The following is a 25472-nucleotide window of genomic DNA, read 5'->3' on the forward strand; positions in this document are numbered from 1 at the left end:
ATGTTAAATTTGCTCTATAAATGACTATGCATCTATTTCTAAGCATCTATTACTGTAAATAAAGGTGGGATTCCTATGGATATGACCGGCAAACCGGTGCGGGAGAAAACGAAGCCGTCGTCTCCGCTAGCTCTAACGCGCAATTGGCGCGGCCATCTGTGGGGCTACTTTTTCATCCTGCCGAATTTACTCCTCACTCTCGTATTTTTCGTCTATCCGCTGATCGATACGATCAAGCTTAGCTTTTATGACGCCGGTCTTGGAGAGAGTACATTCATCGGGCTGGATAACTACATCGAAATTTTTAAAGACTCTACATTTCTACACTCTCTGAAAAACACTTTTCTGTATGTTATCGTTATTGTTCCTATTATTGTGATCATATCGTTTACACTCGCAGGACTCATGCAGAATCTGCATGGACGTTCGAAGGCGTTCTACCGGGCACTTTTTTACATGCCTGTTATCTGTACGCCTGTCGTATTAACGATGGTGTGGGCTTGGATATTCAACATGAACAATGGACTCCTGAATTATATCGTTGGCCTGCTTGGCATCCAGCCAGTTGAATGGCTCGGGACACCTTCCATGGCGTTCATCGCCATCTGCGTAATTGTTATTACATGGTCCATCGGTGAGCCGCTCATTCTGTACCTGTCTGCGATGGAATCAGTACCTAAGGAATACTATGAAGCTGCAGAAATCGACGGTGCGAGCCCCATCCAGCGTTTCTTTCACATCACGCTGCCTGCTATCGCAAACACCAGTTTGTTCGTCATTCTGACCACGACGATCGCCGTCTTTCAAATATTCGTCGTCATCCGGCTCTTGACCGGAGGGGGACCATTTAACAGCACAGAGTCACTTATTTTCACGATTTACCGGACGGCATTCAGCTCCGTCGAGTTTGGAGTTGCTTCCGCGCAAAGCGTCGTGCTGTTTGTCATCATCATGGTTATTTCACTAGTTCAGCTGAAATTTTTCAAACCGAAAACTTAGTATGGCTTCGAGAAAGGAGGGGATAACGGAATGAAAGTTTCGGTCACCATTTTAAAATATGTGCTTCTAAGTGCTTTTGCTGTCGTGCTCGTCTTTCCGATTTATTGGATGCTGACCGGCTCAATCAAGCCAAGCCTATCGCTCTGGGCGTCCCCGCCAGAATGGTTTCCCAAAAGCTTCACTTGGCTGCATTTCGACGAGCTGTTCAATAAGAAGTCAACCCTTCGCTGGTTGTTCAACAGTGTATTCACCGGACTCGTCGCCGTATTGTTCATTCTGATGTTTTGCGCCATGGCCGGTTATGCTTATGCCAAAAAGAAATTTCCCGGTCATCAAGTATTATTCTTCCTGGTCATCGCTACGATGATGATGCCTCGCCAGGTCACCTTGGTGCCCCTGTATATCCTTATTTCTGACCTGGGGCTATTGGACAGCTATGGCGGGCTCATCCTGCCGATCATTGCCTTTCCATTTGGTGTGTTTCTCATCCGCCAGTTCGTCCGTTACATTCCTGACGAGCTGCTGCAAGCAGCCAGCATGGACGGCGCCGGTGAGCTGCGTATCTTCGGACAGATTATCTTCCCGCTCATGCGCCCAGCTCTTGGAGCCCTTGCCATATTCGCCTTCATGGCCGTATGGAACGACTACATCTGGCAGCTGATCGTCTTGCAGAAGGATTCGATGAAGACACTTCCGCTCGGCGTATCCTCACTGATCAAGGAAGATATGTCAGTCAACTATGGACTCGCCATGGCCGGAGGAGCCGTTGCCGCACTACCGCTTATCGCTCTGTTCCTAACGTTCCAGAAGAGCTTCATTAACGGTATCGCACTCGGCACCGAGAAATAAGTTAGACTTCTTTAAGGATTAAATTAATTATATGTACCTATTGATGTAATCCTGGTTAGAAAGAGCGTCAGGGGGAAAATCACCCTGACGCTCTTTTATTTATTGTACTAACTAATTGTGATGCCCTTTAGCGATGAAAAACATCATTAAAACGGTAGGCTGCTGGGAATTTCTGCACTCAGTGATGAAAAACATCGTTAACTGTTTCGGCAAGGATCGGAAAGGAGGAGGAACCTACGAAACAGCCTCTTTCACTCGATTGTACTTACACTCCTAATCCAACCCTAAAAACTCGAACAAAATATTCGCCATAAATTGATGCCCATGCTCATTGGGGTGAATTTCATCGTCCATCATCATCCAGTGCTTGTAGTTGATTTCCTTAGCGGTTGCCTCCCACTTCTGGTAAATATCGCACAGTGGAGCTCCGGTAGTAGCAGCTACCTCTCTTATTGCTTCAGCATAATAAGGATAGCTGGCTCTTGAAGCGTTGTCTTTAATTTCAAATTTAAGGATGTTTTGCGTAAGCAGAAGTACTTCACTTCCACTTTCTCTGATCGAGGCAATTAATGACTCTAAATTTTGTTTGAAAACAGGAAGCTCGTCCATTCCCCTCGCCGAATCGTTCATACCGAACATCAGTGTAACCAGATCCGGCTTGAACCTCAGCGCGTCTCTCTCCAATCTTGCTACAGCTCCCCATGTCGTGTCTCCGCTTACACCTGTGTTAATAATAAACTGGTTGCGGCCGAACGTGTTGATCAGCTTCTCGCTGAAATGCCCGACATAGTTGATGTGGCTGTGTAAATGAAAGTTTTGCTCTGTAATCGAATCACCCATACACACAATTAGAGACCTTTGACCATTACGTAATTTTTCTATTATTTGCAGCATTCTTCACTTACACCTCCCTAATTTCCTTCCATTATTTTACGTCTATTCATTCCTTTTGCGCAACCCTAATGTTAGATGTGTTTTCCAGGCATTACAATCCTTTTTCGTGCACATTTGTTTGCCCATTAGTTCGCTCATTCGTTAACCCATCCATTCCTCCATCCGGCAGCACAAAATAAAATTGCACCCCGTCCTCAGTGTTTCACCTCACATCCCCTCGGAAGCTCTGGTTTTTGCTGGATCAAAGTCACATTGGTAACCATAGCCCTCTGGCGCTGCCCCTTAGAATTGATTTCACTAGATTTGTTTGGTTCGTTTGGCTTGTATGGATAAACCTTCGTTTCTCCTTGCGATTCTTGTGATTTTTGTGATTCTGGTAATCCTGGTCTCAGGTACCCAAATACCTGCCCCTTCGTAGACCATTGATGAATAATTGCGCTGGAAAAAAGGAATCCTACGACCGTTAATTTTATAAATGAATGCTTCATCTCACTATCTCTCCTCGTAGCAAACGAATTCTTGCTCGTTAATAAGGAAAGTATAGCGGTCCAAAATCAACCTCAGAGAAAGGCGAAATGAAGATGAGATGAATTTCTAATACAACTTAAATAAAAAAAGACAAAAATAGTAGGCGAAAACAAAACGAAGGAACTGCGGGGCGTTCAGAGCATGACGGTGCCAATCCAAAGCAGCTTACGGACATGAGATGCGCTATTTGTGACAATTAGGCTCCTTTTGAGACCGCTACGGACATCAGATCCCTTATTTGCCTTGACAGCCGGGTTTTGTGCTCCTTTTGATCCAAATAGCGGCTCTGAGGTCCGTAAGCTTCCCTAAACAGGGGGATTTGCCACAAATAACGGCTCTCATGTCCGTAACGATTTAGCTTACCCACTTTGCCCCCATACTTCAGACTTTTTTCGCTTTATCCCTGTATAGGGATGAACTTTTCTTGTCATGCAAAAAAGAAGCAATCCCAAAGTCGAATAGACCCGGAAAATTGCTTCCTTTTTTCTCCTTTCCTTCTCTTTCATTTTTCCCACTACCGATTAGAAAAATGACATTTGCTCAGGCGAACTCTCGTACTCTCCAAAGTATGACTGCTGGTTCATATGTTCATGGGGCGTGCTTTTGTCTTTCTCGATACAAGCTTTACAATGAGCAAGCGGGATCGTCACCTTATAAAACCCGGTGCGAAAAATTACCTCTGCCTGAGAGCGTTCCAGAATTGTTTTACACTCTACACAGTAAACCTTGTCTTTGATTGTCATAGGCCCACGCTCCTTCAAATCTATCATTTTTTTATATCATTTCTTCATTTCTTCATTTCTTCATTTCTTCATTCCATCCATCCATCCATTCGTTCGTTCGTTCATCGTTCATCGTTCAGTTCGTTGTATCGATCAACTGATCCATATTGTATCTATTAATCATTATATGATACTATTTGTAACATTTCAAGACTTATACAAGATTTATAACTGAATTCCTTTGAATTCTCTTCTTTCATTCCCCAGATTTTTCACTTTTTGCAGCTTTTGCATCCTTCCCGCTTTTCCTGCCCATGAAGGCACCAAAACCATGATGACATACGTACCAAAGCTGTATGCGAATGCAGACATTAAATCCCCCCGATAGATCATAAATAAATATCCAGCTATTAAAGAATACGTATAACGGTCTGCCCTCCCCGGAGATTCAAATCTATTGACCAGAAAAGCTATCAATAAGGCTCCGCCCATCACGCCAAGCCAGCCAAAATTTTTGTAAAACTCGCTCATGATCGGATTAGACAAATTATTAAATTTTAAGGCATACTGTCCCGAAATAAAGTCACCTACAGCTTCTCCAGAGCTAAGCGGCTTGGACGCCCAAATCGATCTAGGCACAAAAAACAGCAATACCCCCAACATCTCATACCCGTAAGATATACCATTAACCTCACAATACTTTAACGTCGCCACGATATTCGAATAAGCATCAAAGTGAAGCTGTGTTAGCTGCTTGAACATCAGTTCATTCAGACTGGGCATTTCGAATTCGCTGAACCCAAACCTGAAAAAATTTAGCAGCGGAAACACGACAAACAGGCCAATAAAAATATAAAGAATGAACCCTCCGGAAGTAATCTTCTTATGATAAAACATATAGATAATCATGATCACACTAAAACCGATATAAAAACGGCTGCTGTTCAACGGATTTATTTGATAAATGGCTATCAAGCTGGACACAATGATATAAATCACATTCCATACATGGTACTTCTTCCTTATTTCCACAAAGGCGAAAATCCAATTAGCAAAAACGATCCCGGGTAGCCCGATATTAGCCAGCAGCAGCAGCGATTTATTCGAAATTATCGAATCATAATCCGCATGACCCAAGAAATAGGGAAATTTAAAAAGGGCAAATGTCATGGCAAAAATAATTAGCGACACAACAAAATAAATCGTTTTGAGCTGCCAGCTGATTGTATCTAGCATGGTCTCCAGTTGCAGGTTATGGTTAGCTGCAGATGAATTTCCCGATGATTCTCTAACTGCTTCCCGAACTTCTTCTCCAACCGTCTCTCCAACTGCTTCTCCGGCTCCGTCATCCACTCTTTTTTTGCGAAATAATAAATAAATCACATTCCACAAAAAAATAAGCAGGTTGGCCTTCACTACATAAGAGGATTCAATAGGCATAGAATTGGGAAAATAGCTGCTGTAGTTGATCTGAATGACGGGAGCTAGAAAGAAGAACGTATAAACAAAAAACCATATAATAACGTCTAAATTTACCTTTTTGCAGCTTATTGCCCGGTAGAGACCCATCGTAATGCAAATTAGATTCAACATAAAAGTTAAAAAAACTTGCATATTACCGGCATTTAAAAAGCATAGCAACCCGCTTCCTGCAAAAAGCAGTGTTAAGCTGTATAATTTGAACATGGCAGACTCCTTTTATGGAGCGATTAGAATATCACTATAGATTTCAACCAGCTTTTCACCGAAAATGTCTGAATGAAGCTCACTTATGCTTTCTTTCCCCCTAATTCCGATCTGTCTGGCTGTCTCTTCATTTTCTATTAAAAATAACAAGGCGGTTTCCAAAGCTTCGACACTTTTGGGCTCCACCAATACTCCGTTAACACGGTCAGCGACAATATCCTCAATTCCCTCCCCCACGCACCCTATCACAGGTATAGCAAAAGACATGGCTTCCGCATACACAACGCCAAAGGCTTCCTCCCAGCTCGGCAGGCAAAAGATAGAGGCCTGCGCCAGCAGCACCATGGCTTCCGCATGCTCCAATGCACCGGTAAACGTTACCCGGCTGTTCACTTGCAATTGTTCAGACAATTGCGTTAAGACCTGAAGCTTAGGCCCGCCTCCAATAATCATCAGCTCATACTCCGGATGCTGACGGACAGCTTCATTAAAAGCCCTGATTAAAATATCTATCCCTTTGCTTTCAATTAAGGATGCTATGGTTACGATTGTTTTGCCAGCTTGAGGACCGCTCCCATTCTTGCCGGTGATGCCAGTGTTATCGGTTTTATCGGTTTTATCGGTGCTAACGATTTTATCTGTTTTTCCGGTCCAGAACGTATTATAGAGGAGCTGGAGCCTCTCTTCGTTCACATAAGGATGAATGTTCCGCTTTACCCGCTTGCTGACTACCAGAACTTTTTCTGCTGCCAGCAGGATTTGTCCGCTTAATTTTTTTTGCCTGCCCTGGGCAGGGGGACTATTGAATTTGTCAATGGCATGCAGCGTGAGGATATAAGGAATGTTGTATTTTTTATGCAAAAAATAAGCAATGGCTCCGTCAGGAAACAGGTTGTGCGCATGGATCAAATGATACAAACGCAAATCCATGGTTTTCCCCAGCTCTGCGGCTATACGTTTGGATTGCAGCCAGAAAAAATGAAACAGCCATTGATCCAGAACGGATTCCGGCTTAGTCCGCAAAAATTTGGGATGCTGCACAAGGATACCGTCAAACTGCTCCTGCTTCGGGATTTCGGCATATTGTTTCATTTTTCCTGATACAATCCCGGCAATTTGCGGTACATAAGGCACCATATTTACAACTTCCACAGCAATCCCCTGCTCCTGCAGCGCCTTGGCCTGCTGATGAGCCCATATGCCCAGGTAAGGAGTATTTTCTTTGGGATAGGCCCAGGACATGAACAAAATTTTCATAGGATTAGGTTTAGGATTAGGATTAGTTTTCATTAGTTAATGTGCCTCTTCTTTTTATAAATTTGTATTTGGACAGCAGCTTTGCAACCACGAAATCGATCTCCTTTATTTGCAAAGATTTAATGATCGCCAGATAGAGGAGCAGCCCCAGACCCATACAACCTGCAGTTAACAGCGCCCACAAAGGCTGCAGAGCGTCCAAGCGCATACAAAGCGCGTACAAAAGGTAAGAGAACCCGGTGGAAGTAATGGAGGCGGCTGAAATTTTCCATACAAACATCCCCTCCATTTGAATTTTATTGTCCGGGTCCAGCGCGTTGTATTTAATCAATTGAAAAACAAGTGTGACTAGTAAAGCAATCGAGCTAGCGGTGGCAATACCTATGTATTTTAAAAAAGGAACCAGAATCAAGCAGCTAGAAATGAAGGTAATCATAAAGAGGATTGAGCAATGAATGGGCGTTCTGATCATCTCTTTGCTGAAAAAGAGCTTGTTCATAAACTCCTTCATCGGTGTTGCGACAATGCCCACTGACAAAATCATAAAAGCGATGGCTGTCATATGCGTAGCCGTGCTGTCAAATGCGCCTCTTTCAAACAACAGCTTAATAATATTGGAGGAGAACGCCATGCAGATGAACATTATGGGCATCAAGATAAGAAGTAAGCTTTTGATACAGACAGAAACGATGAGGTTATACTCTTTATTCCTGTTCTCGGCTTGCATTAATACAGTGGAAGGATAAGAAGCGGTTACGATGGCTGTTCCGAATAGCGCAACCGGCAGCAGCATGATTCTTGTGGCATAGTTTAACGCAGATGCGCTACCTGCATCGAGCAGCGTAGCGAAGAAACGCGTCGCGAGGAACACACATTGATCGATGACAACTAGTCCGATAATAGGAATGGACAACGTCAGCATTCTTTTGAGATCTTGATCGTAGATACGGATGCGGAAGCTGTAGGTAATGCCCAATTTCCTGAGCTTAGGTACTTGAATGAGCACTTGGAACGCTGTACCCACCATGAAGCCTAACGCAACCGAATAAATGCCCATATAGGGATGGAGCACGGCTATACATACAATCACACATATATTATTAAAAGCTGTAAGGAAGGCAGGCACCGTAAAATGGTTCAAGGCATTCAGAACGGAAGAAAATACATAGGAGAGGGCAAAAAACAGAATGCTCGGCAGCAATATCCAAAGCAAGGTTTCAATTATCACTCTGCTGGAGGGCTGAATGGCAAAGAACGCTGCCAAAGGACCACTAAAGCAATAGCAAAATACGATAATCAATATGAGAAGCAGCATTAGCAAATTCACTACATTACTTAAAAATAAGGAAGCCGACTTGATGCTGTTGACTCTTTGCTTAATATAAAGGGGAAGAAAGCCCATGGTGATAATTCCGCTGACAAAAGACAACACGATGGCTGGAACTGTGTAGGCAAACAGGTAGGCATCCATTTCAATATTAGCCCCATAGTAGGCTGCTGATAATATTTCCCTCGTTAATCCGAGTAAACTACTTAATAGATTCCCTCCAAAAATAATGAATGCACCGGAAAAAATAGTTTTGGTATTCATCAGCTTCCCCTAACCTGCATCTGTATGTATATCATGAACAATACAATTTGTATCATATTGCAAATAATACGACACATATTGTATCATGTCAAGTTGATTTTGCAGCTCAAAATATGAAAGCGGGAACACTCTTGAGAGAGTCCCCGCTTATATAACTTTCTAATTCTTATCCGATATACTCTACCAAACAATAGGCATTGCTATTAAACTGATCCACCCTGGCTCCTGCGACTAATTTCAACTGCCGTTTGGATGCTGTATCACATACAAAGTAAAGGTCCTGATTCACATTAAAGCCATTTTTTGCAGGCGTGCCGCTTACAGAGGCCAGGATTGTCGGAACGGCTTCCGAGGTTTGCACCTTATAATCAGCTGCTGAACTGCTGCTCACTGAGCCTGCGGGACTTAAAAGCTTGATGTTCATCACGATCGCCCCGAGCGGCAGATAGAACGTTTCTGACCCTCCTGCTCTGGGGAAATTGCCATCCGCATTTTTGATACTGACTAATTTCTTAGTTAATTGCGCTCTGTTATTTTTATTAAACCCATAATCCGTGTCAAAAAATACACTGGTAGCGTCCGCTCCCTGTGAACGGCAATTGCTGAATTTAATTTGCGGCTGGCCCCCTGCATTTCCGCTTAGATTCGTGTACTGTATGAAATCGCTGGCGCCTTGCGCTTGCGAGAACTCACAATTCTCATAAATCACGTTATGCGGAGAATTCCATGAATTCACATTGTATCTGAACTCATGTCTGCCCATCAGCATGCAGTTATCGAACTTGATGCTCGGCATTTTTTGATTGCCTGAAGTGAATAAGCTGTTCACATTTTTGGGTGAAACCATGTATGAGGCTGACGACATATCACAGTTGATGAAAGAAACAGCGCCATCATTCCATTCGCAATTGATCAGCTTGCTGGTGGCATTACGATGCTCAAACCGCGCGCCTACGCACAAAAACCGCTGAACGCCATAGCTGTGCGGGTTCACGTACAATCTGAAGAAGGTCCCTGCATTCTCGCCATAATGGATCAGACTTCCACCCCAAATATTAATGTTGCCGCCTTTTTCGAAATGAAGAAAGTCACCTTCACTAACTTCAAAATTACAGGCAAAGAAATTATAATTAAGGAACTGGTCGGAGGCATTAACAGAAGGCACATAAACCCCCTTATTGATCACTCCGTTAAAATTGCAGTGGAACCAAGTCATCTCACTATTATTATCAGAGCCATTCAAGTGAAATATATAATTCCAGTAGCCATTCCAGCTGCATCTTTCAAACACATAATTTTGTGCGCCGCCACTTGAAACAGAAAGCATAAAATTGTTGTTGCCATTACTCGAAGTAAACTCAATATCTGAGAATACAATCGAGAGCCATGCATCATTGTTGTACAGCAAATACATATTAGGCCTTGTATTCTTATAGTAAATCTGTGTTAAGCCTCTACCGGCACCGCTTACAGCAAAACCAACGGTCCGGGTCCGATATGTGCTTCTCATGAACACTTCCGGCTTGGTAATGACGTAACAGCCGATTGGAATTTCCAGCTTCATTCTGCCCCGGCGATTGTTATCCCCAGCTAGTGCAGCTTGAGCCGGATTGACTGCTGCCGCCTTCTCGATTGCTGCAATAGCCTTTATAAAGGCATCGCTGTCATCGGTTACTCCATCCCCTTTAGCCCCATAGCTTTTGACATCGATAACGTTGATATCATCTGCCATCTATGTTCCCTCCCTCCATAAATTCAAACATTCATTACCTCATCATGAAGAACTTGCATGAGGACTTGCTACTATAAGGTATGCCTTGTATACAAACCTGGCTTCCGCTCAAACAAAAAAAAGACTACAGCCCCGGGGCTATAGTAATTCCTGCATGATCCATAATGTTAATGGCAGCAGCAGACCAGCCCGCCTTGTCCATTATTTGGTTGCCGCTTATTGTGTTTTTATCATGAATCCTCCACTGCTTTGTGTCCGTAAAGTTGTTCATAATCTTATTTCCTGAAGCAAGCGCTCCTGGCAGGTCCTGAGTAAAAATCCAATTGGAATAATTATTGGTGACCACGTTATGGGAGATCGTAATCCCCTTCGAGCCCTGATCCAAATAAATAGATCCGTATTCATTGTGATTATCATGGATGTAATTGCCGCTGATCACAGACTTATCCTGCCTGCCTAGCGTGTATATCCCCCCGCCATCCTTGAGCACGCGCATATAATCATGAATGTGATTGTTCGTTATATGGTTATTTCGCAGGCTCGCATAGGGCTTGTCACTCCACCCCCAGCCCAGGGATATTGCTGTGTAAGGAACCCGGGTAATCTCGTTATGATCAATAACGCTACCATCCGTATACCCTATAAATATTCCAACAGCATCCTGATACTCTTGTCCAATATCCGCAATATAATTATCCTTGACCCGATTATGGCTTACTATCGCAGCCCCTGCTGCATCCTTATCATTAATATGGCCAAGCTGAATGGCATGACTCGATATATCTTCAAACCGGTTACCCAAGATGAGGTTGTTTTGGCTGCCATATTCGAAAGATACTGCCGCAGCTCCTAAATGCGTAAAAACATTGCGCTCCAATCGGATATGCCGGACTGCACGGAAATTCACATGAGACAGTGTCTTCTCTTTATCCAGATCGGATGCTCCACCACTAGGACCATAGTAAAGAAACCCTGCTTGCAGAGGGATATAGCCCTCCTCCGTGCCCGGTCTTAACCAAGTGGCATAAGCAAAAATAAGCCCGACAAATTGAACATCATGCACGGGGTTCTCCAATGTTCCTTCGACGCTTATTAGCGTTTCCAGTATAGGGGCAATAATTTCGGCATCTGTAATGGACTCATTTCCTCTAGGTTTATAGAACAGCTCTCCTGCTTCACTGTCCAAATACCATTCGCCTTCACTGTCGAGCAGCTCGTATGCATTCTCGATCCATTCGGGGAGGCCCATTTCTTCCATTCGCTGCGAATTATTCCAGCAGAGCGGCTTCATCGTCAGCTCAAGATCCGTGATCGATGCTACTCCACAGCGGTAGCTTCTCCAATTCGTGTAGGAAACTATCTCTACATCTTCTATATGGCTCCAATTGGACATGCCCGCATAAACTCCTGTTGACGGCAAGGTATAGCCTGCGAAAGTCTTGCTGAATCCTTGTGGCACCGCTTCCCCCCGGGCCCGGACGGCTCTTGCCCCGTTCACATAGAGCTGACGGGTTTGAAAGCCGGTGCCGACCTCGGCTTTATAAATATCGGCAGAGCTATCGTGAAGCGTCCAGCCCGTGATTGTCCTGCCACCGCTAATAACCGGGCTTTCTCCTGGAAAAGCCTGATAAATAATGCTGTGGGCATTCGTGCCCGAGTCTTGGCTTGTCAAGGTGAATGCAGCTTCCAGTTCATAGGTGCCGCCGCGTAGGTTCACGACGATATCCCCTGTCATGCTGCTGTTCATACCAGCCGCTTTGTCCCTCGCCGCCATGAGGGAGCAGGGCAGCTTCCATGTGCAGGCATCACCGCTTCCATCTGGTGAAACAAATAAAGAAGCTTGTATCCTTTTATCTTTACTAGTACCTGGTACAACAAGCAGCAATAATAATACTATACAAATCAGCCAAAATCTCTTAAGCTTCTTCTGTCTTCCAAGCTGCTTAGGCATGTTCAGCAAGCGCCTCTTTTTGATTCGCCCAAAGCTCTTCATAGATCGCTACCGTCTGATTGACGTATTGCTCCTGAGTAAACTCTTCGGCAAACAGCCTTCTGGCGTTGTTTCCCATTGTTTTATAATCCAGGCTGCACATGGCTAAAATTTGCTTCTGCAAGGCTTCAGCATCTTTCGGGGGAATGAGCATCCCCGTATCCGGCCTTACCATCTCCGGTACCCCTCCAACATCCGTCGCGATGACGGGCAGCCCCATGCTCATAGCCTCCAGAATAACGGTCGGAAAAATATCATAAACCGAAGGAAGAATCAGAATATCTGCTTGCTGCAGCAGCTCAGGAACATCTCTTCTTAGCCCCAGCATAAATACGGTATCCTGCAATTCCAAAGCTGTGATTTTCTTCAGCAGCTTCTCTTTGTAAGGCTTCTCCTGTTCGAAAGCGACATCTCCCACAATAATAAACTTGAGATCCGGCTTTATCGGCCGAATACGGGCAGCTGCTTCAATCAGGTACTCCAAGCCCTTCATCGGCGAAAGCCTGGCTACCGTAATAAGGATACGGGCCTGCGGGGAAAGCCCAAGCTGCTGCCGTAAATCATCAGGGGGGCTTGGCTGAATTCCTTGGGGCATCGGGGGCATCTGAATACCAGAGAGCCCTTGGTTCGCCTGATTCAGATGCTTGACCGAAATTCCGTTATATATTTTCTCCAGCTTGCCGGATTCCTTGTTGAACCAGCGGAACATCGCTTTACTGCGCTCACATAGCACGATTACTTTATCGTTGAGCAAGTGATCGAGTAAGGCCACAAACTTGTAGGCTATTAAAGGCCTGCGGGGTAATTCATGAACGGTTTGCACGGTAGGGATGCTCAGCCATTTCCCAACAAGATTGGCGCCAATCACCTCCATTTTATGGGAGTGAATTAGATCAATGTGCAGCTCTCTAACGAGCTTTAGAAGAAATGAAACGGATTTGAGCAGCATCAGGAAATTGCGCGGGTAGTATGTGAAATCCGTCGGCTTGCCGAATACGGCCAGTGGGCCATAGATCACCTTGGCACCTAAAGCCTCATACTTTTCCGCATACACGCTTGGAGAGCTTAGCATGACGAAAGAGCAGTATCTTGTACCGTCCAAGCCCTGAATCAACTGCAAAAGCACAGTATCCACACCGCCTACCTGGCTGGCATAAGGCTGAATAAACAATATATGTTTCATTGGACGTGCAGCACCTTACCTTTCTAGCTTTCTAGCTTTCTAACTTCTAACTTCTAACTTCTAACTTCTAACTTTCTGCCTTCCTATACAACCTTGTACTGAACCTGATATTTCGTCGCCAGCTCGCAAAAAAGCGGAAATAAAATTTGATAATCCTCTGTCTTTCCCATACTGCCGAACAAATAAATGCTCAGATTGTCTTCATTTCTGCACAAATCGTATAAATTCAATATGGCCGTGCTGCCAAACGAGAACAAGTTCAACTGCCGGATATGATTTTTGGTCATAACCAAATATAAGAGCTCGAAAGGCAGCTGCTTCGGAATGATGGAAACCTGTGGAGAGAACCGCTCCATCGAAGTCCGCTCTCCAGGATGCTGCTTAAAAAATATCGGTGATTTCCAATCACCCAGACTTTCGTTCACCTTATCTACTACCTGGTGCATGTACCGGTGCCTGTCGGGAATCTGATCATGCCAAGACTCTGTGAGTACTACAGATATGACATCACACCCTTGAACCCAAGCATCCATTTCAGCTAAAACCGGGTACATCGTGTACAATTCGCTGGCAATCTCCGGTATGAGCAGGAAATCTCTCAAATACAGAGGCAATTGCTTCGCTTTGAGCCGCAGCGGATTGCGCGCATTTCCAACAATCAGACCTGGCCGTTGAACCCATACCGAGTCGACCCATCTTAGGCTTCCAATGTATCCGCCGGGAAGTCCCAGCCAGGGCGAGCATCTTTTTAACAATTTCATAAAAAAGCTTGTATGGGTGCTGTTATTGATGTAATTGCCATAGCCCTCTTCATACACCGTTACTTCTTTTCCTTCCCCGCTGAATTTCCGCATGATGGCATATTCCACCGTCACCGTATCGTGAGCCAGGAAAACCTCCGAATACATCGATATATCCGACAGCATAGAAGGCAGCAGCTTCTTCCAGGATCTATAGAAAAAGAATTTCTCTACAGGATTAAGCTTCCGCTTATAATCATCCAGCATTACATCATCAACAAACATGACCTTGTTCCACACACCAGCATCTCTGGCCTTCTGACAAAAATCAGCAGCTTCAAAAAAATGATTCAGGATTAAAATATCACAATCCCCAAAGCTGCAGCCTTGTTTAATCAATCTGGCAATCATATACTGATAGGGCTTTGTACAAACAAAAAGCCTTTTGCCGGATAAAGCTTCACTCATGCTCTATTCCATCTCCTGCTCCACTTGCAGATTTTGTGAATTACAGGATATCCCAGCTCAGGGGAGTTCCCGCTTTGGCAGCTTTGGAAACTTTTTTTCCGAGAAATAAATCAATGTACTTGGGTGCCAGACCATAGCCCGGCCGAACGATCCTTACATTTTCTTCGCTGAGCGTATCCCCTGCACCCATATCCTGACTGATGTAGAGGGACCGCCGAAACTTAAGGGAGCTGGCTTCTTTCTCAGTGCGCTCGTAGCAAATTTTACCCATAGCCTGCCACGCCCGCTCCGATTCAGAAACAAGCTGCCGCATTTCCTCCGGTTCCAGCGAGAATGCCGCATCCACGCCGCCGTCAGCGCGCGATAAAGTGAAATGCTTTTCAATAACAGAAGCTCCAAGAGCTACACTCGCTACCGCGACCCCGATACCTAACGTATGATCGGATAAACCAACCTCACAATCGAACAGCTCTCTCATATGCGGAATCGTATTGATATTACTGTCGGCAGGAGTGGCAGGATAGGAGCTCGTGCATTTCAGTAGAACAAGCTGCGTGCACCCCGCTTCACGCGCAGCCTTAACGGTTTCCTCCAGCTCTGCCAAAGTGGCCATGCCTGTTGAAATAATGAGCGGCTTTCCTGTTGCGGCGGCATACTGAATCAGAGGAATATCGTTATTTTCGAAGGAGGCGATTTTGTAGAAGGGAACATCCAGCTGCTCCAAATAATCAACTGCTTTACGGTGAAACGGGGTGCTGAACGGAATGATGCCCTTCTGCCTGCAGCGCTCAAAGATCGGCTTGTGCCATTCCCATGGCGTATAAGCTTGCTCATACAGCTTGTATAAGGATTGTCCCTTCCATAAGCTGTCCGGATCCCCGATATGGAAATCGCCATGCTCCAAATTTAATGTCATCAAATCCGCGGTATAGGTTTGCAGCTTTAACGCATGCGCTCCAGCCTCCGCAGCAGCGTCAACAATGCTTAAGGCTGCCTCCAGGGACTGGTTATGATTGCCTGACATTTCTGCAATGATCAGGGGAGGATACTCCCTCCCCACTTTACGGCCACCCAATTGTATTTCCCGCATATGCCTCTCAACCTTTTTTTTCGATTTTTAATATATAAGTCTCTCCGCCAAGCTCAAAAAAGCAGGGATACCTCTCATTGTCAGCAACTCTGAATAAAGCGAACTGCTCCTGGATCGAGCTCTCCGGATTCAGCCGGCTATCCTGCGGTGTCCGCTTGGGATAGAAGCTGGCTTCCCCCTGTTGCTCCTGTGCTTCCTTCACAATCGCCGGATACCGCCCGATAAATTCACTGCACAGCTTTAGGGTCGTCGCTGCCAGTACGGCGCGAAGCTCGCCAAGCAGCTCGTGGCCGGCAAACTCCATCGTATGCTTCAGATAAACAGGGCCGCTGTCCACCTGCTCTGCCGCTTCGAACAGGACGACAGGGATGCGGTGCTCTCCCTGCAGTATTTTCCAGGTTAGGGGGGACCAGCCTTTGCCTTGCGGCAAATCGCTGGCGTGCACGACCAGGTTATGCGTATGTAAATCCAACTGCTGCCGCGTTACAATCTGCTCACAGCCCAGGTAGAACGCGATATCACCGTGCTTCATCTGCGCGGCATCGTGAACCCAGTCCACCTCGCGGGTCGATGGCTCAAGAGCTTCTATCCACTGAGGCATATAAGTATTAATCCAATTATTTTTGTCTGTCACTATGGTAATGCGGTAATTCACACGCCCAGCCCCTCTCTCAGCTCCTTCAGCACCTTGACTACCCGCTCTGTACCAAGACCATCGACCAATGCTGCAGCACACGCCGACATGTGGAGATAGGCTTGCGGACTGCGCATAATCCGTTCAACAGCTTCCCTTATTTGGGGTGGTGTTACCTCGTCCGATTTGCCAAGATAGCAGATGGCATCGGTTCTGGCTATGTGCTCCGTCAGCCTCTCCTGGTTGCCTGCTGTTGTAATGATTACGCTTGGCAATCCCAGGCAGCATCTTTCCCAGGTCGTCGTGCCGCCCGCTCCGATAGCCAGATCCACGCCTGCCATAAACTCCGTCATATTGTCCACGTTGACGTAAACCCTGCATCCCGGGATTTGCTGGCACAGCTCAGCTACCGCCTCCGCATGGGGGTTCAGCTTCCCGAGGATAACCTCTATTTGCATATCGTGACGAACGAGCGGCTGCAGCGCATATAAGGCTTTCAGGGTTTCATTCGTTAAATCTACTCCGCCAAACGATAACAGGATGTTTCTGACCTGTCCGTCCCGCCTTACGGCAGAAGCTTTAGCTTCCCGAAATTCAAGTCTTAATAATGCATAGGAGGGTCCCAGTAATGTTCTGCATGATCCCGGAAGCCATCCTTCGTATCTGGAACCCATATCCGCATAGTAATTATGATCCAGCAGCAGGTCGCAGGCATGATCGCGGTCAGCCAAATCATCGATCACCATCAATTTACCTATATAAGGCCGGATAGCTTGCTCATATTTGGCATCCAGCGCGTAATGATCAATAATGAACCAGTCGACCTTTCTGGTCTCTTCCTGCAAACGTACAATCGTTTGATCCCGATCCACACTCCACGGCACCCCGAGCCAGCTTTCATGGGGAGGGCTCCCTGTGTAGAAGCGCTCTGCGGGATTAATATCACTCCCCAAATTTTCCGCCTTCGTCCCGCTTTCGTTTTGTGCCGGTAACATAACGACGTGATATCCCTTGCCAGTTAAATAAACAGCCAGGTTTCCTTCTAAATCCCGGCACAAAAAGAGGACGTCCGCACCCTGTTTGCGCAGCTGCTCAGCCAGCGACAAGCAGCGCATAATATGACCACTGCCGATTTGCAAAGAAGCATCCGCGCGAAAATAAACTAGCATGCGTACCTCTCAGTCACTCCCTTGACGGCAGCTATTACATCCCGCACATCAGCAGCTGTCATCGCTGGAAACAAAGGCAGCGTTAATATCCGCTCATACAATCTTTCAGCCTGCGGACATAGTCCCCGGGAATAGCCCAGCTGCTCATAATACGGGTGATAATAAACGGGAATATAGTGAACATTAACGCCAATATTTAGCGCTATAAGCTCCTCGAAGATTTGTTTGCGGCCGGCGCTAAGCTGCTCCAGCCGCAGCTGGATCACGTACAGATGCCAGCTGGAAACGCCTTCGCTGCTTTGCCAAGGAATTTGCAAGACTTTCATCGCTCCGAAAGCTTCATCATATTGAGTGGCAATTTCTCTTCTTTTAGCTACAAACATAGGCAGCTTCTCTAATTGACTCTCCGCCAGAGCCGCCTGCAAATCTGTCATCCGGTAGTTGTAGCCAAGCGACTGCATCTCATGATACCAGGGCCCGTGTGCTTCATGGATAAGCTTGGCCCGCTCCCGCACAATCCCGTGGCAGCGGAACTGCAGCAGCTTCTCGTACAAATCTTCGCTATTCGTAGTGATGATGCCCCCTTCACCCGATGTAATATGCTTGACCGGATGCAGGCTGAACATCGTCATATCACTGATACCGCCTACAGGCTCACCCTCATAAAAAGCACCCAAAGCATGGGCGGCATCCTCAATCACGAGCAAACCATGTTCATGGGCAAGCGCCCTTATTGTGCGCAAATCAGCGGGTTGCCCTGTAAAATCAACGGGAATAATTGCTTTTGTACGACTATTGATAAGTTCGGCTGTCTTGGCGGGATCAAGGTTATAGGTACTTGCGTCAATATCGGCAAACACAGGGGTGGCCTGCTGATACAGCACACAGTTGGCGCTCGCTGCGAAGGTAAGCGGGCTCGTAATAACTTCATCTCCCGGGCCAATACCCGCAGCACAGCATGCACCATGCAAAGCGGCCGTTCCATTCGCAAAAGCCACGGCATACTTCGCCCCCACCTGGCGGGCAAGCTTGCTTTCGAAGGCCTCGATTTTCGGACCTGTCGTCAGGTAATCACTTCTAAGCACGGCTGTGACCGCCTGAATATCCGCTTCGTCGATCCATTGACGTCCGTAGGGCAGCCAGGTTTCTCTCTTCAAACCGCTAGTAAGGCTGCTCATCGGTATTCTCCCAAATATTCTTTGATCTCGTCCTGTGACAACCACTGCGGATTCGTATCGCTGGCATAGCTGAAATGCTCCCGGATCGGAGTCCCTCCATATGGCTCTTCGCCATCCAGCCACCAGGGAAATTCCGGCTGAATGACATAATAAGTATCGAATTCAACCGTTCTGCGGGCGTCATCCTCCGTAATCATAAATTCATGAAGCTTCTCACCCGGACGAATTCCGATGTATTCAAATATACATTCAGGAGCCATCGTATAAGCCAGATCGACGATTTTCACTGTAGGAATTTTGGGCACAAAAATCTCTCCGCCCTTCATCCGCTTCAGGCTCTCCTTAACGAACTGCACACCTTGATCGAGGGTGATCCAGAATCTGGTCATGCGCTCATCGGTAATCGGCAGTCTCCCTGTTTTTTTCTGCTTATGGAAAAAAGGGATCACGCTCCCTCTGCTTCCGACTACGTTGCCATAACGCACAACCGCAAACCGTGTATCCTTCGTTCCGGAATAGGAATTAGCCGCAACAAACAGCTTGTCCGATGCCAGCTTGGTTGCGCCGTACAGATTGACCGGATTAGCCGCTTTATCCGTGCTTAAGGCTATTACTCTTCTAACGCCTTGGTTAATAGCTGCTTCAATCACATTTTGTGCACCTAAAATATTCGTTTTGACCGCTTCGAAGGGGTTATATTCGCATGCGATCACATGCTTGAGAGCAGCCGCATGAATGACGACATCAACGCCATCGAAGGCCCGGTTCAGACGGTCCAGATCCCTGACATCTCCAATAAAGAAACGCAGTCTGGAATCCTTGTATTCCTGGCTCATTTCGTATTGCTTCAGTTCATCCCGGCTGAAAATAATAAGCTTCCTTACATCGGTTTGCAGCATATGTTCTACAAACTTCTTGCCGAACGAGCCTGTCCCGCCTGTAATTAGTACGACTTTACCATCCATTTCCATGCGGCTTGTCTCCTTTTTGGATACGATATGTATACTATAACTCTAATTTATGATACATTTAGTATCTAGTCAAGGTTTTTTTTATTACAACATTTAGGGATTGACAGTTTGCACAATCATGTATAAATTAATAGATATGATACATTTTGTATCTATTAAAATACGATTTGTATCGGGATAGTTTGTATCGGGATAGATAGAGATTATGTAGAAATTATTTTGAAAGAAGAGGTGTGACAGCATGAAAGTAGCGGCCATTATCCAAGCGCGCATGAATTCATCCAGACTCCCGGGAAAAGTATTGAAGCAGGTGATGAATAAAAGTCTGATTGAATACCAACTTGAGAGAGTAAGCAGATCGAGAGAAATCAATGAAATTATTATTGCTACAACAACAAATCAGATTGACGAGTCCATTGTTGATATTTGCAGAAAGCTGGACCTTCCCTACTATCGCGGATCCGAAGAGGATGTCCTGTCCAGGTATTATGGCGCTGCAGTGGCCTTTAAGGCCGATGTGATTGTCCGGTTGACGGCTGATTGCCCTGTGATCGACCCGCATATTTTAGATGAAATTATTCGTTATTATATGCAGTATCGTCATCACTACGATTATGTGTCCAATTTCATTGATCGAACTTATCCTCGCGGAATGGATACAGAGGTATTCTCCATTGACGCTCTTCATATAGCGCATCACGAAGCTTTTCTGGATTATGACCGGGAGCATGTGACCCCCTTTCTTTATCGTAATGCGGGTCGCTTCACATTGGGTAACTTTCGCAATAATGAAAATGAAAGCCGTCATCGCTGGACGGTAGACACCATCGAGGACTTCCAGCTCGTCTCCAATATCATCCAAACCCTGTATCCTGTAAATCCGCATTTTACGCTGGAAGATATGCTTTCTCTAATGAGAGAACATGAGGAATGGTATGAAATCAATGCATTTGTGAGCCAGAAGTGAAACGCAACACTCTAAGGAGGAATGACCGTGATTACAAATTCGCTCCAGCAGCGCATGTACGATTTTATTGAAAAATATTATATGCTCAATCGGGTGCCCGTCAGTGATGATACCAGCTTCTTCGTCAGGGAGCTTGCCGCACAGCTTAAGCTGGATGTACTGTCCCTGCCCTCCGGGACCGATTGCCTGACCTGGGTCATACCGGATAAATGGACGGTGCACGAAGCTTACATAGAAACTTTAAGCGGGGAAAGAATCGCCGACTTCCATGTACATCCGATTTATCTGAAAGCCTACTCGGCCTCCTTCTCTGGCTTGATATCCCGTGAAGAACTGCTTGCGCATATATCTGATCATCCGAAATATACGGACACTCTGCTGTATGAGAACCGCTGGCAGTATCAGCTTGGAGAGAAGCAGGACTGGGGCTTCAGCCTTTCTTACGACACTGTGAAGAAGCTTAGCGATGAAACCTACCGGGTGCATATCGTTACGGAATTCGGCTCCGGAACCTGCGATCTGATCGATTGGATACTCCCCGGCGAGCTTCCGGATACGGTTTTCCTGGCTGCTCATACCTGCCATCCCGGGCAAGTTAACGATGGGATCGCCTCCATTGCGCTGCTGCTTGAGCTGTTCCGTTATTTGCAGGAGCTGCCCAGCCGCAGGTATACTTACCGCCTCATTCTGGGGCCCGAATATTATGCGGCGGCTGCAATTCTGCAATACGGTAACCATATCAGTCATTTAAAATATGGTCTCTACCTGGATATGATGGGCAATTCTCACCCGCTTTCTTTTTCCCAATCTCATTCCCGGGACAGCTACATTGACCGTATAACACGAAATGTGCTGAAGGCATATGATGATAATTTCAGAGAAGCTTCTTATCGGGGCTTGTATGGTAATGATGAGATGTTTTATGATGGGCCTGGCTTTGAAATTCCTACAGTCGGCATGAGCCGGCATCCTTTTGAGTATTATCACACGGAGCTTGATAACCTCAGCCATTGCGACTTTGGCAAGCTTGAGGAGTCACTTCGCGTTCTGCAGCAAATCATCGATATTTTCGAAACAGACTGCATACCTTCTCTCACCTACAAAGGACCGCTATATTTAAGCAAATATAATCTGTACATAGATCCCAAGCTGAATCAGAAAGGATACAGCCATCTGCAGGAGGCACAAATCTGGATGAATGGCGAGCGCAGCTGCCTGGAGATAGCCCACCTTATCGGTGCTGATTACCAGTTCGTGAAATCCTTCGTCAATCAGCTTTGCAAGCACCAGCTGGCTACCACCCGGCCGTTGGCATCCCAGATAGCCCCTTTGGATAAGGTGCTGGTGGAGGCTGTGCAATGAGAAGCTATCAGCACCATCTGCAGCAGCTCTCAGGTCATGCGATCACGGCAACGTTCCGCAAGCCGACGTTTCGCTCGTCAGCCATCTTCCCGGTGATCCATTTGCCGGGAATCACGACCCGTATATGTTATTTGGGCTATTGGATGATTAAGCGCAGTATTGGACAAATTCATTCGGTGGTAACACTTAGAACCAGTGACGGTGACATCCTGTATCGCTCTAACAAACTAATCGAAGAGCCAAGGGCATACCGCATTGAATTCAGCGAGCTTCTAAAGAAGCTGGACCTGGAGGAGCATATCGAATTTTTGGGAAGCCTCGAGGTTGAGTTCTTCTCTGCACATGATTTGGTCTTTCCTTATCCAGCAGTTGTGGTCAATTATTACGGCCCTGGCTTCAGCAGCGTCGTGCATACTTCACAGCGCATTTTCAATGATATTGAGGATCGCAGCAGCAACTTGGAAGTGATGGTTCCCGAGGCAGGCTTTACGATTTATGTAACGGATGACCGTGAACCCTTTTTTACTTTTATTAATGGCTTTGAGCAAGTGAATGAGGGTACGGTTAAAATGCTGTTTTACAATCATCGTCAGGAAGTGCTTGAGCAGGAGCTGCTGATCCCTGAGCTTCTTCCTTATCAGACCACAATGATCTATCCCAGCCACAGCCTGGATCTCCTGGGCTTTCTAGACGGGATGCCGGGAACCGCCAAAATAACCTTCGATGTGAAGTGGGTTTTTCCCAGAATTATTGCTGGCAATTATCAGAAATCGCTCAACGCAGTAAGCGTTACGCATACTTATTATGACTGCTCTGGTGCCGATTCAGACTCTGACTATTGGGACGAGGCCCAGACGGATTCCGGTTATCATGGAGCCAGTCTGATGATCCCACTCTCCATTCTGGACGAGCGCTTTACAAATGTTCATCTTTATCCCATCTATTCCCCCTCCGAATTTGAGCTGGATGTGGAGATCTATTCCTCGAACGGCACCTTGCTGGCTGCAGAGCTTCAAACCCGGCATCTTCTTTCCCCCGGGGGCAGGATGGAAATCATCGAGCTTAAGTCCATCTGCAGCCGCCTCGGCATTGTCCAGGAGCAGGCAAAAGGGGCCAAACTTATAGCCAGACCCGTCCAAGGCAGCAGACTGCCCGCGCGCATTAAAATCGGGCTCGATTACGGCATTAACGCAGCAGCCCTCCCCTGCAACATTTGCAAAAACATGGAGGTATGGAATCCCCGGCTGGAGCAAAAAAAGCGCAGCTTTCATTGGGCTCCCGTTCTTGCAGATCAGGCTGACAGCGTTGTATGGCTCGTGAACAGCGCGCCGATCATCCAATACGACAAAGAAGCTGAAGTCCAGCTTACCTTCTATCGCGAGGCGGATACCAATACGCTTATCCGTCATATGTATATAGCGCCTAACGGCACAGAATATATTCGCTTGAGTGAGGACGAAGAGCTGCAGATTTTTTTCAGAGGACATATCGGCTGGTACACCGCCATTTCGGCAAACCCCTACCTGGCCACCTACTATTTGAGTGAAAGCAGCTCGGGTGTTGTCGGGGGCGACCATGATTTTTAACTTATGCTTATGATACCAGCTTTGCTGCGCAAAACTCAGAGATTATGCTTACGAAGCCAGCTTTGCTGCGCAAAACTCAGAGATGACGCTTACGATGCCAGTTTTGCTGCGCAAAACTTTAAGGAGGGCTCTAATCCATGTACATGAATTTATTTGATAAACTCTTCCCCATCCACAGAAGCATTACCGGTGACGGGGTTAGGAAAACATTGTCTATTTTAGATGAGCTGGTTCCGATCAAGCAGTATGAATATCCGACAGGAATGGAGTGCTTCGACTGGACGATACCTAAAGAGTGGAATATCAAGGAAGCTTACATTAAGGACAGCAGAGGGAAAACAATATTAGATATTAAGGACCATAATCTCCACCTTGTAGGCTACAGCGTTCCGGTGTGGGGCACCTTTTCGAAACAGCAATTAATGAGGCATCTGCACACGCTTCCGGATATGCCGCTTGCGATCCCCTACGTGACTTCCTACTATAAAGAAAACTGGGGCTTTTGCGTGCAGCATGACAGGCTTGGTGAATTCACCGATGATGAGTATGAGGTCGTTATCGATACTTCCATGGAGCCAGGCAGCCTGACCATTGGAGAAGGCTTTATTCAGGGAGAGACGGATCAGGAGATCTTATTTTCCACCTATGTGTGCCATCCTTCTATGGCAGTTAATGAGCTGTCCGGCCCTATTGTGCAAACCTTCATTTATCAATACTTACTGGAGCAAGAAAATTTGAAATACAGCTACAGGTTCTTATATGTTCCTGAAACGATAGGCTCTATCGCTTACCTCAGCCAGCACGGGGAAAAACTCAAAGAAAATGTAGCAGCAGGCTATGTGGTCACATGTGTAGGTCACGGAGAGTCATTCACCTATAAAAAAAGCAAAAGAGGCGACACCCTCGCCGATAAGGCAGCGCTGCACGTACTTCATAAAACGGCTGCAAGCTCCAAAATACTGGAGTGGTCACCCTTCGGCAGCGATGAGCGGCAGTACTGCAGTCAAGCATTCAACCTCCCGGTCGGCAGCTTAATGAAAACCATGTATGGTGATTACCCTGAATATCACACCTCGCTGGATAACCGTGAGCTGATTTCGGAAAAAGCAATGAAGGAAGCCGTTGACACCTACATTAGCATTATTCAAACGATTGAAGCCAACGAAACCTACAAGAGCACACACATTCATTGCGAACCTAAGCTGGATAAAAGAGGGCTGTATCCATCCGTAGGCGGCACTCGCGGAGCTAAGGAAAAAGACGAAGTGTCGATGATCACTAACCTGCTCGCTTTCAGCGACGGGAACCACGATTTAATCGATATTGCCAATAAAATCAACAAGCTGGCACCCGAGCTGAACGAAACAGCTTTACTGCTGACAGAGAAAGACTTGCTAAGAAAGTGCGATCCCCTCCCCGTGGAAGCCATGAAAGCGATCGTCGGTCAAATCGGATGAGCAAAATCCCTTGCGGTGTCCTTTGAGGAGCATGTTCGGGGCTTAGGAGCGTTGCGGGAGGGAAGGACTGTAGGCTCCAGCCGCTGTTAAAGATTTGTTCCCTTGAATGAAATAGATATAGATGGTGGAACAAATCTTTAAATGCGGACGCTATCGCTCTTCCACCCACAGCCCTCCCCTCCCTCAGCTACATTCGCACGAACACCAAGTTCAAACGGACAGCCAGCAAGGGCTTTTCTCCTGGCTGGAGGAGACTTTCTAGCCGGCAAAGCGCTGGGAATGAAAAAGCTTCCCCGCCAGCGCGCGCAACCGAGAGGAACTGCTGCTTTAACGATGTTTTTCATCGTTAAATGCGCGGGGTCGTCTCCACAACCTACTTTAACAATGAAAAACATCGTTAAAATCCCATATATCCACCC

The 25472-nt window shown here is 46.3% G+C and carries 22 protein-coding genes; 6 read left to right on the top strand and 16 right to left on the bottom strand.

What is annotated here, in order from left to right:
- Positions 1-75 precede the first annotated feature (75 nt).
- Positions 76-999 (top strand): carbohydrate ABC transporter permease, encoded by a 924-nt coding sequence (locus J2Z66_RS26845; RefSeq protein ID WP_209975825.1) that lies wholly within the window; start codon positions 76-78, stop codon positions 997-999.
- A gap of 30 nt (positions 1000-1029) precedes the next feature.
- Complete coding sequence (locus tag J2Z66_RS26850) at positions 1030-1848, top strand: carbohydrate ABC transporter permease (protein ID WP_209975826.1); 819 nt, start codon at positions 1030-1032, stop codon at positions 1846-1848.
- A 273-nt stretch (positions 1849-2121) separates the two neighbouring features.
- On the opposite strand, the gene J2Z66_RS26855 is transcribed toward J2Z66_RS26850, so the two are convergent.
- From J2Z66_RS26855 to pseB, 15 genes are all read right to left on the bottom strand, one after another.
- Complete coding sequence (locus J2Z66_RS26855) at positions 2122-2742, bottom strand: SGNH/GDSL hydrolase family protein (RefSeq protein WP_209975827.1); 621 nt, start codon at positions 2740-2742, stop codon at positions 2122-2124.
- A 194-nt stretch (positions 2743-2936) separates the two neighbouring features.
- Positions 2937-3230 (bottom strand): hypothetical protein, encoded by a 294-nt coding sequence (locus tag J2Z66_RS26860; protein WP_209975828.1) that lies wholly within the window; start codon positions 3228-3230, stop codon positions 2937-2939.
- 561 nt (positions 3231-3791) lie between these two features.
- Positions 3792-4013 (bottom strand): hypothetical protein, encoded by a 222-nt coding sequence (locus tag J2Z66_RS26865; RefSeq protein WP_209975829.1) that lies wholly within the window; start codon positions 4011-4013, stop codon positions 3792-3794.
- 204 nt (positions 4014-4217) lie between these two features.
- A complete protein-coding gene (locus J2Z66_RS26870) occupies positions 4218-5678 on the bottom strand; it encodes an oligosaccharide repeat unit polymerase (protein ID WP_209975830.1) in 1461 nt (486 codons plus the stop codon).
- A gap of 12 nt (positions 5679-5690) precedes the next feature.
- The gene (locus J2Z66_RS26875; protein ID WP_209975831.1) at positions 5691-6968 is read right to left on the bottom strand and encodes a glycosyltransferase; all 1278 of its coding nucleotides are present in this window, start codon (positions 6966-6968) and stop codon (positions 5691-5693) included.
- The gene (murJ, locus tag J2Z66_RS26880; RefSeq protein ID WP_209975832.1) at positions 6958-8526 is read right to left on the bottom strand and encodes a murein biosynthesis integral membrane protein MurJ; all 1569 of its coding nucleotides are present in this window, start codon (positions 8524-8526) and stop codon (positions 6958-6960) included. Before murJ ends, J2Z66_RS26875 begins: the two co-directional genes overlap by 11 nt.
- Before the next feature lie 166 nt (positions 8527-8692).
- Positions 8693-10258 (bottom strand): glycosyl hydrolase family 28-related protein, encoded by a 1566-nt coding sequence (locus tag J2Z66_RS26885; protein ID WP_209975833.1) that lies wholly within the window; start codon positions 10256-10258, stop codon positions 8693-8695.
- A 124-nt stretch (positions 10259-10382) separates the two neighbouring features.
- Positions 10383-12209: a right-handed parallel beta-helix repeat-containing protein gene (locus J2Z66_RS26890; protein ID WP_209975834.1), complete on the bottom strand. Its 1827-nt coding sequence runs from the start codon at positions 12207-12209 to the stop codon at positions 10383-10385.
- Positions 12202-13431: a glycosyltransferase family 4 protein gene (locus J2Z66_RS26895; protein WP_209975835.1), complete on the bottom strand. Its 1230-nt coding sequence runs from the start codon at positions 13429-13431 to the stop codon at positions 12202-12204. The genes J2Z66_RS26890 and J2Z66_RS26895 overlap by 8 nt, the downstream gene beginning before the upstream one ends.
- Positions 13432-13514: 83 nt before the next feature.
- Positions 13515-14639, bottom strand: coding sequence for a polysialyltransferase family glycosyltransferase (locus tag J2Z66_RS26900; protein WP_209975836.1), 1125 nt, complete (start codon positions 14637-14639; stop codon positions 13515-13517).
- A 40-nt stretch (positions 14640-14679) separates the two neighbouring features.
- Positions 14680-15729 carry a pseudaminic acid synthase gene (gene pseI, locus J2Z66_RS26905; protein WP_209975837.1) on the bottom strand — a complete coding sequence of 350 codons (1050 nt, stop codon included), beginning with the start codon at positions 15727-15729 and terminating at the stop codon, positions 14680-14682.
- A 7-nt stretch (positions 15730-15736) separates the two neighbouring features.
- The gene (locus J2Z66_RS26910) at positions 15737-16384 is read right to left on the bottom strand and encodes a formyltransferase family protein (protein WP_209975838.1); all 648 of its coding nucleotides are present in this window, start codon (positions 16382-16384) and stop codon (positions 15737-15739) included.
- A complete protein-coding gene (pseG, locus tag J2Z66_RS26915) occupies positions 16381-17532 on the bottom strand; it encodes a UDP-2,4-diacetamido-2,4,6-trideoxy-beta-L-altropyranose hydrolase (protein ID WP_209975839.1) in 1152 nt (383 codons plus the stop codon). The genes J2Z66_RS26910 and pseG overlap by 4 nt, the downstream gene beginning before the upstream one ends.
- On the bottom strand, positions 17526-18710 hold the full coding sequence (gene pseC / locus J2Z66_RS26920; RefSeq protein WP_209975840.1) for a UDP-4-amino-4,6-dideoxy-N-acetyl-beta-L-altrosamine transaminase: 1185 nt from the start codon (positions 18708-18710) through the stop codon (positions 17526-17528). Before pseC ends, pseG begins: the two co-directional genes overlap by 7 nt.
- Entirely contained in the window at positions 18707-19681 is a 975-nt protein-coding gene (pseB, locus tag J2Z66_RS26925; RefSeq protein ID WP_209975841.1) for a UDP-N-acetylglucosamine 4,6-dehydratase (inverting), read from the bottom strand. Before pseB ends, pseC begins: the two co-directional genes overlap by 4 nt.
- Before the next feature lie 241 nt (positions 19682-19922).
- Between pseB and J2Z66_RS26930 the strand changes: the two genes are divergently transcribed.
- The 4 genes from J2Z66_RS26930 (at position 19923) to J2Z66_RS26945 (ending at position 25053) form a co-directional block, all read left to right on the top strand.
- Entirely contained in the window at positions 19923-20648 is a 726-nt protein-coding gene (locus tag J2Z66_RS26930; protein WP_209975842.1) for a cytidylyltransferase domain-containing protein, read from the top strand.
- 27 nt (positions 20649-20675) lie between these two features.
- Positions 20676-22010 carry a DUF4910 domain-containing protein gene (locus J2Z66_RS26935; protein ID WP_209975843.1) on the top strand — a complete coding sequence of 445 codons (1335 nt, stop codon included), beginning with the start codon at positions 20676-20678 and terminating at the stop codon, positions 22008-22010.
- The gene (locus J2Z66_RS26940) at positions 22007-23596 is read left to right on the top strand and encodes a hypothetical protein (RefSeq protein WP_209975844.1); all 1590 of its coding nucleotides are present in this window, start codon (positions 22007-22009) and stop codon (positions 23594-23596) included. Before J2Z66_RS26935 ends, J2Z66_RS26940 begins: the two co-directional genes overlap by 4 nt.
- A 137-nt stretch (positions 23597-23733) precedes the next feature.
- Positions 23734-25053 (top strand): DUF4910 domain-containing protein, encoded by a 1320-nt coding sequence (locus J2Z66_RS26945; RefSeq protein ID WP_209975845.1) that lies wholly within the window; start codon positions 23734-23736, stop codon positions 25051-25053.
- A 137-nt stretch (positions 25054-25190) separates the two neighbouring features.
- On the opposite strand, the gene J2Z66_RS26950 is transcribed toward J2Z66_RS26945, so the two are convergent.
- On the bottom strand, positions 25191-25448 hold the full coding sequence (locus tag J2Z66_RS26950) for a hypothetical protein (RefSeq protein WP_209975846.1): 258 nt from the start codon (positions 25446-25448) through the stop codon (positions 25191-25193).
- Between the last annotated feature and the right edge of the window lie 24 nt (positions 25449-25472).

This window comes from Paenibacillus eucommiae (genome assembly GCF_017874215.1).
Lineage (GTDB): Bacteria > Bacillota > Bacilli > Paenibacillales > NBRC-103111 > Paenibacillus_AI > Paenibacillus_AI eucommiae.